Origin of the sequence: Methylobacterium sp. GC_Met_2 (assembly GCF_026540795.1) — a bacterium.
Lineage (GTDB): Bacteria > Pseudomonadota > Alphaproteobacteria > Rhizobiales > Beijerinckiaceae > Methylobacterium.
The window spans coordinates 18,026-33,957 of the sequence record NZ_JALNUM010000070.1; the positions used below are offsets into that span (position 1 = coordinate 18,026).

Sequence of the window (15,932 nt, forward strand, 5' to 3'; positions counted from 1 at the left end):
CTCCCTCACGGGCCGCCGAGCTGGTTGATGTGGTAGGCGTTGAGCTTGACCATCTGGGGGAACGGCCGCACCGGCGGCTCGAATTGCGGCGGCAGGCCCAGGATCGGCGCGACGCGCTCGATCACCTTGCCGGTGACCACGCCCGCGTTCCAGGCCGCCGTGGCGTAACCGCCCGATTCCGGCAGGCCCTGCGGTTCGTCCATGATGGTGACGAACAGGTATTTCGGGTCGTTCATCGGCGCCGCCGCCATGAAGGTCGTGAACAACCGGTTGTGGATGTAGCGGCCGCCGATCACCTTCTCGGCTGTGCCGGTCTTGCCGCCCACGAAGTAGTACGGGATCGCCGCCTTCTTGGCCGAGCCCTCGGAGGCGTTGAGGCGCATGATGTAGCGCATCGCCTCGGAGGTCTGACCCGACAGGACGTGGGTGGAGCGTGCCTTGTCGTCGGGATTCGCCTTGAGGAAGGTCGGGGTGATCAGGTCGCCGCCATTGGCGATGGCCGCCACCGCCGCCGCCGCCTGGATCGGCGCCACCGCGATGCCGTGGCCGAACGCGATGGTGATGGTGTTGATCTCGGTCCAGCGGGACGGGACGATCGGTGCCGCGCTCTCGGGCAGCTCGGTGCGCAGCCGGTCGAGCAGGCCCATCTTCTTCAGGAACGCCTTGTGGCCGGGCACGCCGACGCCCAAGGCCATCTTGGCCGAGCCGATGTTGGAGGAGTGGGTGAACACCTCCGGCATGGTGATGACCCGGTTGGTCCCGTGATACTCGTGGATCTTCTGGCGGCCCCAGTTCAGCACGCCGCCGCGGGTGTCGAAGGTCGAGTTGACGTTATACTTGCCGGAATCGAGCGCCATGGCGAGCGTCATCGCCTTGAAGGTCGAGCCCATCTCGTAGACGCCGACATTCATCCGGTTGATCCGGTCGGGCGACAGCGCGTCCTTCGGGTCGTTCGGGTCGAAGTCGGGCATCGAGACCAGGGCGATGACCTCACCGGTCTTCACGTCGAGGATCATCGAGGCGCCGGCCTTGGCCTTGAAGTGGTCGATGCCCCAGGCCAGCTCGTCGCGCACCGCGAACTGGGCGCGCAGATCGATGGAGAGCTGCACCGGCTTCAGGTCGGCCTGCTTGTTGATCAGCCCGAAGCTGTTGAGCGCCTGGATCCCGGTGTTGTCGATGTACTTCTCCATGCCGGCGATGCCGATGCCGTCGAGGTTGGTCGCGCCCAGGATATGGGCAGCCGCCACGCCGTTCGGGTAGACGCGCTTGTGGTCGGGCAGGAAGCCGATGCCGGGGATGCCGAGCCGGTGGACCTCGGCCTGCTGCTTCGGGGTCAGCTCGCGCTTCACCCAGACGAAGCCCGCGCCGCTGCGGCCTTTGCGCGAGGACAGCTTGGCGCGGAGTTCCGTAGCGTTGAGTTCCGGCAGGACCGCGGTGAGCAGCTCCACCGCCTCGTCCTTGTCGTAGATGTTGCCCGGCTCGGCGAAGACCGAGACGGTGCGGATGTCGGTGGCCAGGATCTCGCCGTTCCGGTCGACGATGTCGGGCCGGAACGCCGTCGAGGAGGCGGCCGCCACCCGGTGCTCCTGGCTGGGCGGCTCCCCGAAGATCGCCATCATCAGGAGCTTGGTCGAGATCGTGCCGAACACGCCGACGAAGACCAGCCCGACGAGCGCCACGCGCATATGCGACCGCTCGATCGCCAGCCGGAACATGCTGCGCACGAACGCCTTGGCGCGGTCGGCGCGCGGCTCCGGCGGAAGCGCCTCGTCGGGGATCGGGCGTGGGGTGGACGCCGCAAGGGCCAGGGCGGCGGCCTCGAGAAGCGCGGCCTCGTGCTCCGACACACCGGTGTCGGGCGTCGCAGCGGCGGCGTCTGGGGTCTGGTCGGTGTCTTGGGACACGGGTGACTACCTCGAAGCGGTCGTCGGGGTGCGGGCCGTGGTGACGGTGCGGGTGATCGAGCCGGTGGTGCGCGGCTCGGGCCCGCCCTTATCCTTGGGCGTCGCGGTGGCGGCGAGCAGCCGGCCGATCTCGTCACCGCGCTCCTGCCGGGCGGGCAGATCCGCGAGGCGCGCCAGATGGCTGGTGCCGATCGGTTCCAGGGCGAGATGCTTGTCGACGGCGGCCTGGAGGCGGTCCGGGCGCGTGAGGAGCTGCCACTCGGCGCGCAGCACTGCGATCGCCTGGCGCTCCTTGTGCAGCGCCGTCTGCAGCTTCGAGACCTGACCGCCCTGATAGAGCGTGTCGTACTTGATCGAGTAGGCATAGATCGCCGAGGCCACGAGCCCGACGACCGCCAGCAGGTTGAGGAGGCGGATCATCGGCGGTGGCCCCCACGGGCGGCTTCGGGGAGGCTCGCGAGTTCGGTCAGCGCCGCCAGCGGTTCCGGTGCCGCGCATTCCGTGCGTTCGGCGGCGCGGAGCTTGGCCGAGCGGGCGCGCGGGTTGCGCGCGATCTCGGCCTCGCCCGGCAGGACCGGGCCCTTGGTCACGAGGGTGAAGCTCCGCATAACCTCGGCTTGCGTGCCGGGCAGGTGCCGCGAGCCCTGGGCGGACCGGCCGCTGCGCGCGGCGAAGAACTGCTTGACGATCCGGTCCTCCAGGGAATGGAACGTCACGACCGCGAGCCGGCCGCCGGGCCGGAGCACCCGCTCGGCCGCGTGCAGTGCCCGCACCAGCTCGCCGAGTTCATCGTTGACGGCGATCCGCAGACCCTGGAAGGTCCGCGTCGCCGGGTGGATGTGGCTCCCGGGCTCGACCCGGACGACGCCGGCGACCAGCTCGGCGAGCTGCGCGGTCGTCTCGATCCGGCCGCGGCGGCGGGCCTCGTGGATGGCCCGCGCGACGGCACGCGAGCGCCGCTCCTCGCCGTAATGATAGATGATGTCGGCCAACGCCGTTTCCTCGGCCTCGTTGACGAGGTCCGCGGCGCTCGGGCCGTCGCTGCCCATGCGCATGTCGAGGGGGCCGTCGAAGCGGAACGAGAAGCCGCGCTCCGGCGCGTCGAGCTGCATGGACGAGACGCCGATATCGAGCACGACGTAGTCCGCCTGCGCCTCGCCGGCCTCGGCGAGGAGGGCGTCGAGTTCGCCGAAGCGGCCGGAGACGAGACGGAGGCGACCCTTGGTGGCCGTGACCAGGGCCTGCCCGGCCGCGATCGCGCTCGGGTCCCGATCGATGGCGATGATGTTCAGGGCTGGATCCCGTTCCAGCAGCGCGCCTGTATAGCCGCCGGCGCCGAACGTGCCGTCGACCGCGAGGCCGCCGTCGGTCCGCAACGCGGCCGCCACTTCGTCGAGCAGGACGGGGATGTGCGGCGCGGCTGCGCCGCGCTGGTGCGCAGGGTCATGATCCTCCGGCAGGGGACGGCGTCGGGTCATGCGCGCCTCGGCGCGGCGGCGCGGAACGGGGCGGGATAGCTGCGCGGTCCGGAAAGCCGGTCGCGGATGCGGCTCAAGCGTCTCATGGTGCCCTGGGCCGGGCCGCCCGAGGGCGACACACGTGACGGGAACGGCACCGGATGCAGCGTGCGCAAAACGCCGCGCACGGACGGGCCCTGCGGCGAGGCAGGTTGCGCCCGGCGATCCGATACGCGCCGTTGACGGGAGGATGCCGGGTATCATGGGCCTCGGAGGATCGTCAACGGACACGCTTGGCGCTGCCGCGCGAACCGATTTGACCCCCGCAAGGTTAACCGAAGGTTTTCACCGCGCGGAAAATCGCACGTCCGCACAGGCCGCGGCGGGCGATGTCCGCCGGCGGTAAGCCCTTGTGTCCGTGTAAAATTTCCGGTGGTGGTGGATCAGCCGGCCTATAAGCCGGGTTCTGTAGGGCCGGCGCACTTGCGCACGCCGACGTGGCGGCCATTCCTCTGGGACGGTCGTTGCCGACCGCCTCGAGCAACCAACCCGGGCGACTGGCCTGGAGAGAAGGCCTGCCCCTCTCGCGAAGGGCGCGCCGCCCCTATTCGGTCTTGCTCCCGGTGGGGTTTGCCATGCCGTCCGCGTTGCCGCGTCCGCGGTGCGCTCTTACCGCACCCTTTCACCCTGACCCCGGACGCGTCCGGGGCGGTCTGCTCTCTGTGGCACTGTCCCTGGGGTCGCCCCCGCCGGACGTTATCCGGCACCGTCTCTCCATGGAGCCCGGACTTTCCTCCCCGGACGCGAAAGCGTCCGGAGCGGCCGCCCGGCCGGCTGATCCAGCGGGCAGATGCGCTCGCGGATCAGTCCGGGTCAAGGACGGATCACCAGGTGCCGGTGTTCTCCATGGAGGTCCAGGGCTCCTGCGGCTCCTTGGCGCCCCCCTTCTGGAGGATCTCGATCGAGATGCCGTCCGGCGACTTCACGAAGGCCATGTGGCCGTCGCGGGGCGGCCGGTTGATGGTCACGCCCTTGTCCCTCAGCTTGGCGCAGAAGGCGTAGATGTCGTCGACCTGATAGGCGAGGTGCCCGAAATTGCGCCCGCCCGAGTAGGTCTCCGGGTCCCAATTGTAGGTCAGTTCGACCAGCGGCGATTTCGTCTCCTTGGCCCGGGCGGCATCGCCGGGGGCCGCCAGGAAGACCAGGGTGAACCGACCCTTCTCGTTCTCGACGCGCCGGACCTCCTGCAGGCCGAACGTATCGACGTAGAAGGCGAGCGCCCGGTCGAGATCGGCCACCCGGACCATGGTGTGCAGAAATTCCATCGCGGGAGATCCCTCTGTTGCGGCGAGGGCCATCACGATGCCCTCAGGAAGACCGACATGGCCGGCTCGGCCGCGGCCCATCGCGCTCCTAGCTAGAGCGCGCCCCGGACCGCGGGTAGGCCGGGTGCGGCCCGGTCCCGGAGCGCACGGACGGCGCGGCCGCGTTGCACCGGGCGCCCCGAGCGACCAGAAGGGATCGCAGCAAACACCCGCAGTGAGGGCCGCATGCGCACCGAGACGCCGCCGCTGATCCGCTTGGAGGAGTACCGTCCGAGCGACTACCTGATCGATCGCGTCGATCTCGACATTCGCCTCGATCCGCACGCCACCCGCATCGACGCGACCCTGGCGCTGCGTCCGAACCCGGCCGGCATCCCGGATGCGCCCCTGAACCTCGACGGCGACGACCTGCATTTGGTGTCGGTGGCCCTCGACGGCGCGGCGCTCGCTGCAGACGTCTACACGGCGTCCCCGGCAGGCCTGAGCCTGCTGGCCCCGCCCCAAAAACCCTTCACCCTCCGGCTCGTCACCGAAGTCGATCCCACCGCCAACACCAAGCTGATGGGGCTCTACCGCTCCAGCGGGGTCTACTGCACCCAGTGCGAGGCCGATGGCTTCCGCCGCATCACCTACTTCCTCGACCGCCCCGACGTCATGGCGGTCTACACCACCCGGATCGAGGCCGACCGCGCCGAGGTGCCGGTTCTGCTGGGCAACGGCAACCTGATCGAGTCCGGACCCATTGGTGACGACCGGCACTTCGCGGTCTGGCACGATCCGCATCCGAAACCCGCCTACCTGTTCGCCCTCGTCGGCGGCCGGCTGGGGAAGGCCGAGACCCGCTTCACCACCATGGAGGGGCGTCCCGTCACCTGCGCGGTCTATGTCGAGCCCGGCAAGGAGCCCCGGGCGGACTACGCCCTCGATGCGGTGATCCGCTCCATGGCCTGGGACGAGACGGCGTTCGGCCGCCCTTACGACCTCGACGTGTTCAACGTCGTGGCCGTGTCGGACTTCAACATGGGCGCCATGGAGAACAAGGGGCTCAACATCTTCAACGACAAATACGTGCTGGCGAGCCCCGAGACGGCGACCGACGGCGACTACGCGGCCATCGAGGCGATCATCGCCCACGAGTACTTTCACAACTGGTCGGGCAACCGCGTCACCTGCCGGGACTGGTTCCAGCTGTGCCTGAAGGAGGGCCTGACGGTCTTCCGCGATCAGGAATTCTCATCCGACATGCGCTCCCGGCCGGTGCACCGGATCGCCGAGGTGCGTGGCCTCCGGGCGCGCCAGTTCCCCGAGGATGCCGGGCCGCTGCGCCACCCGGTCCGGCCCCGGGCCTATGCGGAGATCAACAACTTCTACACGGCGACCGTCTACGACAAGGGCGCCGAGATCGTCCGGATGCTGCGCACCCTGATCGGCGCGCAGGCGTTCCGGGCCGGCATGGACCGGTACTTCGCCGACAATGACGGGCGCGCCGCCACCGTCGAGGATTTTCTCTCCGCCTTCGCAACCGTGAGCGGGCGCGACCTCACGGCCTTCGCCCGCTGGTACGAGCGCCCCGGCACGCCGCGCCTGTCGATCTCCGGCCACTACGATCCGCAAGGCGCCCGCTACACCCTGCGGCTCGCGCAGAGCCTGCCCGATGCCGACGGGCAAGAGGGACCGCCGCTGGTGATCCCGGTCGCCCTCGGCCTCGTCGGCGCGTCGGGACCGCTGACCGATGCGACGTGCGCCCCGGTGCGGGACGGCGTGTTCGTCCTCGACCGTCCGGAGGCCGAGATCGCCTTCGAGGGCGTCACCGAGGAGCCGGTCCCGTCCGTGCTGCGGGACTTCTCGGCGCCGGTCCGCCTCGACCTCGGGTTGACCGATGCGCAACGCATGCGCCTGCTGGCCCACGACAGCGACCCGTTCAACCGCTGGCAGGCCGCACAGGACGTCGCCCTGCGGCTGATCCTCGAACCCGATGCCCGCCGCATGGAGGCCTTCGCGGAGGCGCTCGGCCGTTTCCTCGACGGCGAGGCGCTCGCCGATCCGGCCTTCGCGGCCCTGGTGCTGGCGTTGCCGAGCGAGGGCGAAGCCGCCGACGCCCTGCCGGCCGACGTCGATCCCGACGCAATCCACCGGGCGCGCCGCGATCTGCGGTCCTTTCTCGGCCAGAGCCTGCGGCCGCGCTTCAAGCGGATCGACGCTGCCCTCGTGCCGGTTGCCGGGGCGCCCTACAGCCCCGACTCGGCCTCGGCGGGGCGTCGATCGCTCCGCAACGCCGCCCTCGATCTGCTCGCGGCGGGCGACCCCGAAGCCGGTGCGCAACGGGCCGCCGAGCGGTTGGCGGACGCCACCAACATGACCGATCGCCTCGCCGCCCTGGCCACACTGGCGCTGATCCCGGGCGAAACCCGGGAGGCGGCGCTCGCGGATTTCGCGGCGCGCTACGCCGACGAACCCCTCGTCCTCGACAAATGGTTCGCCATCCAGGCCCAGATCCCGGAGGCCGGGACATTGGAGCGAATCAGGCGGCTGCAGGCCCATCCCGCCTTCACGCTCACCAACCCGAATCGGGTGCGCGCCCTGATCGGCAGCTTCGCGTTCGGCAACCCGACTCAGTTCGCGAGGGCTGACGGCGCCGGTTTTTCATGCGTGGTCAAGACAGTTGCAGCACTCGACTCGACCAATCCGCAGGTTGCAGCGCGCCTGCTGACGGCCTTCGGATCCTGGCGCCGCCTGGAAAAATCGCGGGCGGCCAAAGCTGCCGAAATGCTCAACGGGATCAAGGCGATCCCGGGCCTCTCCCGGGACTCCGCCGACATTCTCGCGCGTACGCTGGGAGGCGGCTAAGTATCTGCACTCACGGCACAAATTGATTCTTCGGCGCTCTTGCAACAAGCGGCCCGCGTCAAGCCCGTATGGTAAAAAAGCCGTGGACAAACCGCCCCGTGGGGTGATTGTATTCACACAGATTCGGGGGGCCGAGCGCTCCGCCCAGTCGCAGTTTCCACGGGCGAGGTTCGGCCATGCCGGAGGCGGGTTCCGCTTCCTTCTCCGCGCGTGCGGATTCGACTCGTGCCGTTTCCTGGCCAAGTCGCACGCCGGAGACCCGGTTCGGCCAGGCCGAGCGCTGGCTGCGCTTTGCCGTGCCGGGAACGCTGGCGGTCTTTCTGGCCTGCCTGTGCGGGCTCGCCGCGCTTCATATCCGGGGCCAGCGCGCCGAGATCCTGGCGGTCGCCCAAGCTGAGCTCGAAGGGTTCGCACGCTTGGCCGCGCGGGCCATCGGTCCCTCGGGAACCGTGGGCGCGGATCTGCGGGCTCTGATGCCGGAGAGCGGCCGGCAGCCTGGCCGGCGGCTGCTGCTGATCCGGCCCGACACCCGCATCGTCGCCGCACATCCGCCCCTCCCGGCCGATCTGCACACCCTGTCCCAGGTCCTCGGCGCAAGCGAGCCGCTGTCCGGCCTCAGCGAGCGCGCGGGCGCCATCGCCCTCGACCTTCCGGGCGGCGAGACCGTGCTGGCCGCCATGCACAGCCTGCCGGGTGGCACAGGGCAGGTGGCCGTGCTCCAGCCGGTCGAGCCGCTGCTGCGCGGCTGGAGCGCCCGGACCCGGGATCAGATCGTGCTGATCGCCGCCGCCGCCATCGTGATCGTCGGGGTCGGGCTCGCCTACGGTCTCCAGACCCGGCAGGCGGCCCGGGCCGACCGCGCCCGCGAGACGATCCGCGGGCGCCTGGAGACCGCTCTGCGCAGGGGTGCCTGCGGCCTGTGGGATTGGGACGTCGCTCGGGGCCGGATCTACTGGTCCGATTCGATGTACGGCCTGCTCGGGTATCGGCGGCAGCACGAATATCTCTCGTTCGGGGACGTCAACGGCCTCGTTCACCCCGACGACGGCGACCTCTACAGCCTCGCCCGCGGTGTGGCGGCCAACCAGACCCATATCGACCACGCCTTCCGCATGCGCGGCGCCGACGGAGCCTATGTCTGGTTTCGCGCCCGGGCCGAGGTGGTGGTGAACGCCATCGACGGAAGCCGGCATCTCGTCGGCATCGCCACCGACATCAGCGAGCAGCGCGCCCTCGAAGAGACCAACGCGGCGGCCGACATGCGCCTGCGCGACGCCGTCGAGGCGATCTCGGAGGCGTTCGTCCTCTGGGATACCGGCAACCGGCTGGTCCTGTGCAATTCGAAGTTTCGCCATCTCCATGCCCTCAGCCCGGAGGATGCCCGGTCGGGCCAGAGCTACGTCGAGGTGATGCGGCGAGGCGTGCTGCCGCAGATCCGGCGCGAGTCGGGCGATGTCGGCCTGGTGCCCGGCGGCGCGACGGCCAGGACCTTCGAGGCCGAACTCGCGGACGGCCGCTGGCTCCAGATCAGCGAGCGGCGCACCAAGGACGGCGGCTACGTCTCGGTCGGGACCGATATCACCAGCCTGAAACGCCACCAGGAGCAGCTGCAGGCCTCGGAGCGCGAGCTGATCGAGACCGTTAAGGATCTCAAGCGCTCGCGCCGAACCCTGGAACTCCAGACCCAGCAACTCGCCGACCTCGCCGAGCGCTACCTCGACCAGAAGGCCGTCGCCGAGGCGGCGAACCAGGCCAAGGCGGAGTTCCTGGCCAACATGAGCCACGAGCTGCGCACGCCGCTCAACGCGATCATCGGCTTCGCCGACGTCATGGAGAACGCGGTTCTCGGACCCCTCGGCACGCCCCGCTACACCGAATATTGCCGCGATATCCGCGAGAGCGGCTCGCACCTTCTGTCCATGATCGACGACATCCTCGACATGGCCCGGCTCGAAGCGCGCCGCGTGCGGCTGAACCCCCGGACGGTCTCGGCCGAGGCTGCGGTGTCGTCGGCGATCGCGCCGTTCGCGGCGGTGGCCGACGAGAAGGCGATCACCATCACCACGGACATGCCGCCGGATCTCGACCTGCTGGCCGATCCCAGCGCGCTGCAGCAGATCCTAGCCAACCTCGTTCAGAACGCGGTTAAATTCACGCCGGCCGGTGGGCGGATTGCCGTGCGCGTGCGGCGCGCCGGTGCGAGCACGCATCTCTACGTGGTCGATAACGGCATCGGCATCCGACGCGCGGACCTCGCGCGGCTCGGCCGGCCGTTCACCCAGGTCGAGGCGCAGATGACCCGCAGCCATAAGGGTTCGGGACTGGGGCTCGCCATCACGCGCTCGATGGTGGAGCTGCACGGCGGATCGCTGCGCATCCGCTCCGAGGAAACCGTCGGCACCATCGTCCTCGTGCGCCTACCGGCCGCGAATCTGGGCCGCCCGGACCCGATCGGGTCCGAGCGCACATCCGCTGCGCCCCGGCGCGACCGCCGCACGGCGGCAACGGTCGCGGCCTAGCGGGCTCCCGGCCGGCCCAGACACGGCGCGTCAGCGCCGCGGATCGAGGCCGCCGAGCCGGGCCATGCGGCCCTGTTCCGCGTGCCAGCGCGCATCCGCCACGGCCCGCGCGAGGCTCCGGATGCGCCAGCGGCGGTAGAGGACGAGGATCGGATTGCCGCGCAGCTTGGCTTGATGCCTCTGGAGGCGCCGGATCAGGTCCGGCAACTGGGCCGAGGCCGCATCGCCGGTGGCGATCTCGATCGCCCGGAGTTCGGCCCGGAGACCCGCCTTCCAGTCTTCCATCCTGTCCGCGCCTCCGCGCTGAAACCACCGGCGGGCTCGCCCGGGCGGTGACGCCATCCGGGTCACGAAAACCGTCGAGGCCGCGGCATGACTGCACGCTCCGCAAACCCGCGCCAGAGGGATGGGTTTACGCCTCAGACGATCCGTTCGGCGGATCACGCACGGAGGATACGATCGATGCGCTCGCAAACACGGTTGCGCGTCAGCGTCGCGACGCTGCTGGCCCTTTCGGCCGCGCCCGCGCTGGCACAGAGCACCGGCTACGTCACGGGCTTTCCCGGCAAGGATCCCGCAGGCGACGAGGCGATTGGCTGGGGCCCGGCCTACCGGCCGGAAACGAGCTTCGCGCAGCCCGGGACACCGCCGACGCCCGGCGAGATCGCCGGCCGGGCCTATCGCGCCCGGACCGGAAACGGCGTCTACGATCGCGTCGAGGGCGATGGTCTTCACCGCACGCGGTAGGTTCGTGCTCGGTCGTATCGCATCGTGCTCCGAACGGCCGGAACCACCTTTGCAGGACGGTGCCCTACCGCTTCCGCAGAGCCCGCTTGGCGGCGGTCCGCGCCTCTCGCTCGAACTGGGCGAGCCGGAGACGGCGCTCCAGGGACAGCGCGTGGCCACCCGGCGGCAGCGCGATGATCTCGGCGATCGGAGTCCGATCCCGGTAGAGGCTCTCCAGGGCCGACCCGTCGAGGGTTGCGGCATCGAGGCGGTCGGAGAAGCCGGTCTCGTGGCAGGCGCGTACGATCTCGGCTTCCAGGAGCAATCCCGGGGCGTGGCTGCGCAGATCCTCGTCGTAGGCGGTCTTTAGCAGCGTGGCGATGCCGCCGCCGACCAACGCGAGGCTGATTGCAATCGGCCGGCCATCGAGGGTGAGGGCGTCCGCCCGGATGCCCACCGGTCCCGAACCGGCTGCGAACAGGGCATGGGCAAGCCTGTCGGTCTCGGGACGGCAGGCCATGGCGGTGCCGGCTTGCCCCTTCCAGCCGGTTCGTTCCAGGGTGAGGAACGACGCGACCAAGCGGGCGAGGTCCGCCCCCGATGTCGCACTCTCGAACCCGACGGTGCCGGCTTCCGCCAACCGGCGGGTTCGGCGGCGCAGATCCTTGAATCGCGACCGGTTCGGGTGACCGGCCAGGAAGGCGTCGTAATCGGCGCGGCGGTCCATCACCGGCCGGTCGAAGGCTGCCACGGTGCCCACGGCCCAGCCGCGGGCCCGCATGGCCGCCAGCATGTCCGGCACCGCACCCTCCTGGGTCGGCAGGAGCGGCCAGCGCCAGGCGCCGCCGCCGGAGGCCGCTTCGAGGGCGGCGACGAGGTCGTGCGCGTAGGCGGCGCGCTCCGGCCCCTCGGCGATCAGGGGCGCCGTGGCGGTGACGAAGGGTGAGAGGAACGGCCGCATCACCCGGCCACCGAGGGCGGAGACGTCGCGGGTCGCCGCGCAGGGCAGGAGCGCGACCAGCCGGTCCCCGCGCCTGACGCTGACGAAGCGCAGGCCGGCCGGCAGCAACCCGGCGGCTTCGTGCGCCGCCAGGACGTGCCGCGAAAAGTGTGGGTGCGGCTGGGCGGCGGTCGCGAACAGCGCGTCCCAGCTTTCCGCCTCCGGCGCCGCGGCGCCGGTGATCGACCGTGCGGACCGGCGGAGGGCCACGGTGGCGCGGTTCATCGGACGGCTCCCGCGGACCAGATCGGTGTCGGCAGCCCGTGGACCCGGCCAGCGGCCTGGGCGAGGAAGCCGGCTCGCGCGACGGTAGCGACCGCCACCGCCACGGCCGCGCCGAGCGCGCCCAGGGCGGGGACCAGGGCGAGACACAGGCCAGCGGCGGCGATGAGCGCACCCGCGGTGATCCCGGCACAGCGCCGCTCACCGCCCAGCATGGTCAGAAGATCCTCGCCCGGCCCGAACAGACTCGCGGCGACGCTTCCGGCCACGAGTACGCACAGGATCGAGATACTGTCGTTGAGCTCCGCACCGAACATCGCCAGGAGCAACGGCGCGGCGGCCAGGATCGCGCCGCCGACCGCGACCGTCGCGGCCGCGGTCAGGTGGGCTTGGCGCCGCACCAGTTCGGCCAGGAGGAAACGGTTCTCCAGCGCGTGGGCGGCGCTGTAGCGCTGCAGGGTCGCGGCACTGACGGCGAAATGAACGAAGACCACGAATTGCTGGATCCGGGTCGCGGCGAAATAGAGCCCCACCTCAGCCGGGCTCACGAGGGCGCCCAGAACGATGACATCGACGAAGGTGAATCCGGCATTGGCCAGATCGATCGCGGCGATCGGCAGGCTCGTGCCGAGCCAGGTCCGCCAGTGGTAGCGGTGCGGCCCGTCCGCCAGCTCCCGGCGTAGCCGGGCGATGAGCAGAGTTGCCTGAAGGGCCGTCGCGACGGCGGCGGCCACCAGCATGCAGCCCATGGCGACCTCGGCGCGCGGCGGGGCGCCGAGAAGGATTGCCGCGATCATGCAAGCCATCATCAGGGTCTGGCGCAGGAGGTAGGGTGGCGCGATGGCGAGCCCGATCCAGTTCTGGCTGCGGGCCACGCCCTCCAGATAATCCTGAAGCGCGAACAGCGGCATCACGCAGAGGGCGACCGCGATCGGGGCCCTGTAGGCCGGCGCGAACAACGCAGGCTCGAGGAACAGCAGCGCCGCGCCGAGGCCCGCGACCGAGAGCGCTGCCCCGCCGGTCATGAGTGCACCGGCGCGGATGTAGCCTCGGGCGAGGTCGAGATCACCGTGGGCCTGGTTGGCGGGCACGAACCGGCAGGCGCCCTGCGACAGACCGAGCGTCAGCGTATGGCCGAGCATCGCGGTCCAGACCCAGACGGAGGCGAAGATGCCGTAGGCGTCCCAGCCCATCAGCCGCGCCGCCAGGACCTGGGCGCCGTATGCGAAACCGGCCGAGCCGACACGGATCGCGAAGACCGTCAACGCCACCCGTTGCGGACCGCCGCGCAGGGCGCGCAAACGCCGGAACGTACGGATCGGGAGAGCCGTGGCTGACACTACGCGTTCCAGGCCGAACTCAAGTTGGCGGGACGCCGACCTGCGATGGTCCGGTCTAACCCGGTGCGCGTTGCGCCCCGGTTAAGGGCGGCGTGGCGGGCACGGCTTTCGGCTCGGCGGGCGTTTCGGTCTTCGCGAGCGATGTGACGATCGTGAGCGCCACATGCTCGGCCATGCAGCGCAGGCCGAGATCGTTGAGTCGGAACTGACGTCCCAGGAAGTGGCCCTCCCCCCGGTCGATGCGGCTCGACAGGTAGTGCAGCGCCTCGTAGCGCCGCACCAGCGGGACCTGCTGTTGTGTTGCAACGGTCCGCACGGCTTCGACGATTCGGTTGTAATCGGCATCCGCGGCCATGCTGGCCGTGTAGATCGGGTCGACCAGAACCACGTCGATCCCGTGGGACCGGATCCAGGTCACCGCTTCGGCGAGCGCGGACTCGAAGGCCTCAGCATCCACGCGGGCGATGGCGTCGTGGGTGCCGACCTGCCAGACGACCAGATCGGGTTCGGCCTCCACCACCATGGTGCGCAGGCGCTCGGCGGCGCCGGACGCGATCTCACCCGGGAGGCCGCGGTGGTCGATCATCACGTCGACCTTCGGCAAGGCCCGTTCCAGGGCCGCCTCCAGCTTGGCTGGATAGGAGGCGGATGCGCCCGGTGCCGCAGAGCCGCCGATCGCCAGCAGTTTGATCGGCCGCTTTTCGGCGAGCGCCGCCTGGACGGCGCCCAGCTTGGCAGCTGTATAGAGCTGTGCGCCCGGCACCCGGCATTCAAGGGACAGGCTCGGCTCGCTGGCGCCCGGGTCCGCCATCTGTTCGGCTCGGGGTGGCGATGCCGAGGCGGCCAGCATCACGGCTGCCAGGATCGCAGCCCGTCGAGACGGCCGTGGTCTGGCCGTACTCAAGGCCGCAGCCTCGGAGCCTTGCTGCGGGTACGCCACTCGACGAACCATGCGGTCAATCCCAGCCCGATCAGGCCCGAGCCGGCGACCAGCATATCGATCAGCAGGCCGCCGCCGGTCTGGAAACGCACCAGCTGCCCGATCAGGCTCAGGATCGAGCCCATCGAGAAGACAGCCAGGGAGTTCCGTCCCAGCTGGGTCAGATAGCCGACGATGCGGCCGATTCGGGGGGCGAGCAATGCGTAAACGGGGGCAAACGCCAACAATACCCCCAGAAAATGTACAAGACGCGCCGGCGTGAGATAGGTCTTCTCGAACGTGAACAGCAGACGCGGCTCCGGAACCAGCATCGGATCCGGCCGGATCTCGGTCACCGCGAGCACGATCCCGGCCAGGACGATGACGATGCCGGCGGGAAACAGCCGACGCGCCCACCGGCGCACGAAGTCGGACCGGCCATTCCATCGCTGCAGCAGAAAGCCCAGTACCAGAAGCACTTGCCAGCAGAACGGATCGAAATACCAATCTCCCTCCCCGGGCCAGGAGGGCAAGTTCCATTCGAAGACGAGGCTCGCGAGGTAGATGCCTGCTGACAGGATCAGGGTTGCCACGAGGCTGTAGCGGCCGACCAGCACGAAGAGCGGCGCGACCCCGATCAGCAGCACGTAGAGCGGCAGGATGTTGAAGTAGCCGAGTTGGTAGGTCAGCAGCACCATCCCGCAGACCGATTGGATCGGGTCGGCGAAGAAGCCGCCGGCATTGTGCCATTCGAGGATCAGCGGATTGTCGAGCAGGAGCGCCGCACCCGCGATGATGGCCAGCGCCATCAGCATCACGGTGAGCTGCGCCCGGTAAACCTCGACGGTCCGGTTCAGCAACCGCACCACGCTCTTGCCCGCGGGCTCCGGGACCCCGTCGCGGCCGCGGGTCGCGATGCCGATCGACCACCCGGCCAGGAACACGAACAGCTCGGCGGCGTCCGAGATGCCGTATTGCGAGAAGGTATAGCGCTCGAAGGTATTGCCCGGGATGTGATTGATGAAGATCGTCACCAGGGCGAAGCCGCGCCAGAAGTCGATCGCGTTGGGGTCCCGCATCGTCGCGGCGGCTCCGAATTTCGATGCGTCCGCGGTTCGGCGGCAAGCGGCGGCCCCTGATACGGCGCCGCGTCGGGTCTGCAAAGGCGAACAAAGGGGGGGATCGCGCCGCGGGTCGAACCGGAACGTCACAGCTGCGTTACGTCCCGGCACGGAGCCCTCCGACCGATGACCCGCCCGATCACCCTCCCTGGCCTTTCGATCCTCCTGGCCGTCCTGGCGGCGGACGCCGCCCTGGCGCAGGCTCAGACCGGGACGGGCGGCGGACCGACCTCGACGGTGACGGCGCCCAATGCCTCGTCGGTCGGGCGGGTCATGCCTCCGAGCCGCGGTGCGGGCGCGGCGACCGCAGACGACCGGCGCGAGCGCACGCCGCGCGAGGCGGAGAACGACAAGGTGATGCGCGGGATCTGCATCGGTTGCGCCCCGCGCTAGAGTGCTCTCCGCCGAAGTGGACCCCGGTTCGGCGTAAGAGAGCGGGCCAAAACAAGGACTTAGAGCCGTGCTCGATTGCAGCGCGATCGGGCACGGCTCTAGCGGGGCGCGGTCTATTTGCCCCGGCGCAGCCGCAGGTCGTCCTCGCTCTCGCGGGCG

At 70.0% G+C, this 15,932-nt stretch carries 13 protein-coding genes and 1 other RNA gene; 4 read left to right on the forward strand and 10 right to left on the reverse strand.

Going from position 1 to position 15,932, the window contains the following annotated elements:
- Nucleotides 1–5: 5 nt before the first annotated feature.
- The 5 genes from OXS49_RS21295 to OXS49_RS21315 all read right to left on the reverse strand — a co-directional run bounded on the left by OXS49_RS21295 (nt 6) and on the right by OXS49_RS21315 (nt 4,686).
- On the reverse strand, nt 6–1,904 hold the full coding sequence (locus OXS49_RS21295; RefSeq protein ID WP_267426586.1) for a penicillin-binding protein 2: 1,899 nt from the start codon (nt 1,902–1,904) through the stop codon (nt 6–8).
- 6 nt (nt 1,905–1,910) lie between these two features.
- Complete coding sequence (locus OXS49_RS21300) at nt 1,911–2,324, reverse strand: hypothetical protein (protein WP_244007050.1); 414 nt, start codon at nt 2,322–2,324, stop codon at nt 1,911–1,913.
- On the reverse strand, nt 2,321–3,382 hold the full coding sequence (gene rsmH / locus OXS49_RS21305) for a 16S rRNA (cytosine(1402)-N(4))-methyltransferase RsmH (RefSeq protein ID WP_244007049.1): 1,062 nt from the start codon (nt 3,380–3,382) through the stop codon (nt 2,321–2,323). Before rsmH ends, OXS49_RS21300 begins: the two co-directional genes overlap by 4 nt.
- A 418-nt stretch (nt 3,383–3,800) precedes the next feature.
- Nucleotides 3,801–4,199: RNase P RNA component class A (gene rnpB / locus OXS49_RS21310), an RNA gene on the reverse strand.
- A 46-nt stretch (nt 4,200–4,245) separates the two neighbouring features.
- Nucleotides 4,246–4,686 carry a VOC family protein gene (locus tag OXS49_RS21315; RefSeq protein WP_244007048.1) on the reverse strand — a complete coding sequence of 147 codons (441 nt, stop codon included), beginning with the start codon at nt 4,684–4,686 and terminating at the stop codon, nt 4,246–4,248.
- Between the two features lie 225 nt (nt 4,687–4,911).
- On the opposite strand from OXS49_RS21315, the gene pepN reads away from it, so the two are divergent.
- The gene (gene pepN, locus OXS49_RS21320) at nt 4,912–7,533 is read left to right on the forward strand and encodes an aminopeptidase N (RefSeq protein WP_267426587.1); all 2,622 of its coding nucleotides are present in this window, start codon (nt 4,912–4,914) and stop codon (nt 7,531–7,533) included.
- A gap of 176 nt (nt 7,534–7,709) precedes the next feature.
- Nucleotides 7,710–10,052: a PAS domain-containing sensor histidine kinase gene (locus tag OXS49_RS21325; protein ID WP_267426588.1), complete on the forward strand. Its 2,343-nt coding sequence runs from the start codon at nt 7,710–7,712 to the stop codon at nt 10,050–10,052.
- Between the two features lie 30 nt (nt 10,053–10,082).
- On the opposite strand, the gene OXS49_RS21330 is transcribed toward OXS49_RS21325, so the two are convergent.
- Nucleotides 10,083–10,337 (reverse strand): hypothetical protein, encoded by a 255-nt coding sequence (locus tag OXS49_RS21330; RefSeq protein WP_244001144.1) that lies wholly within the window; start codon nt 10,335–10,337, stop codon nt 10,083–10,085.
- 177 nt (nt 10,338–10,514) lie between these two features.
- On the opposite strand from OXS49_RS21330, the gene OXS49_RS21335 reads away from it, so the two are divergent.
- Nucleotides 10,515–10,799, forward strand: a complete 285-nt coding sequence (locus tag OXS49_RS21335) for a hypothetical protein (RefSeq protein ID WP_267426592.1) — start codon at nt 10,515–10,517, stop codon at nt 10,797–10,799.
- Between the two features lie 64 nt (nt 10,800–10,863).
- On the opposite strand, the gene OXS49_RS21340 is transcribed toward OXS49_RS21335, so the two are convergent.
- The 4 genes from OXS49_RS21340 to OXS49_RS21355 are packed head-to-tail and all read right to left on the reverse strand — an operon-like array spanning nt 10,864 to nt 15,338.
- Nucleotides 10,864–12,003: a GNAT family N-acetyltransferase gene (locus OXS49_RS21340; protein ID WP_267426593.1), complete on the reverse strand. Its 1,140-nt coding sequence runs from the start codon at nt 12,001–12,003 to the stop codon at nt 10,864–10,866.
- On the reverse strand, nt 12,000–13,340 hold the full coding sequence (locus tag OXS49_RS21345; protein WP_267426595.1) for a lipopolysaccharide biosynthesis protein: 1,341 nt from the start codon (nt 13,338–13,340) through the stop codon (nt 12,000–12,002). Before OXS49_RS21345 ends, OXS49_RS21340 begins: the two co-directional genes overlap by 4 nt.
- Nucleotides 13,341–13,395: 55 nt before the next feature.
- The gene (locus OXS49_RS21350; protein WP_267426596.1) at nt 13,396–14,190 is read right to left on the reverse strand and encodes a GDSL-type esterase/lipase family protein; all 795 of its coding nucleotides are present in this window, start codon (nt 14,188–14,190) and stop codon (nt 13,396–13,398) included.
- Nucleotides 14,191–14,240: 50 nt separating this feature from the next.
- The gene (locus OXS49_RS21355) at nt 14,241–15,338 is read right to left on the reverse strand and encodes an OpgC domain-containing protein (protein WP_244001135.1); all 1,098 of its coding nucleotides are present in this window, start codon (nt 15,336–15,338) and stop codon (nt 14,241–14,243) included.
- A 168-nt stretch (nt 15,339–15,506) separates the two neighbouring features.
- Between OXS49_RS21355 and OXS49_RS21360 the strand changes: the two genes are divergently transcribed.
- The gene (locus OXS49_RS21360; RefSeq protein WP_244001132.1) at nt 15,507–15,773 is read left to right on the forward strand and encodes a hypothetical protein; all 267 of its coding nucleotides are present in this window, start codon (nt 15,507–15,509) and stop codon (nt 15,771–15,773) included.
- The last annotated feature ends 159 nt before the right edge of the window (nt 15,774–15,932 follow it).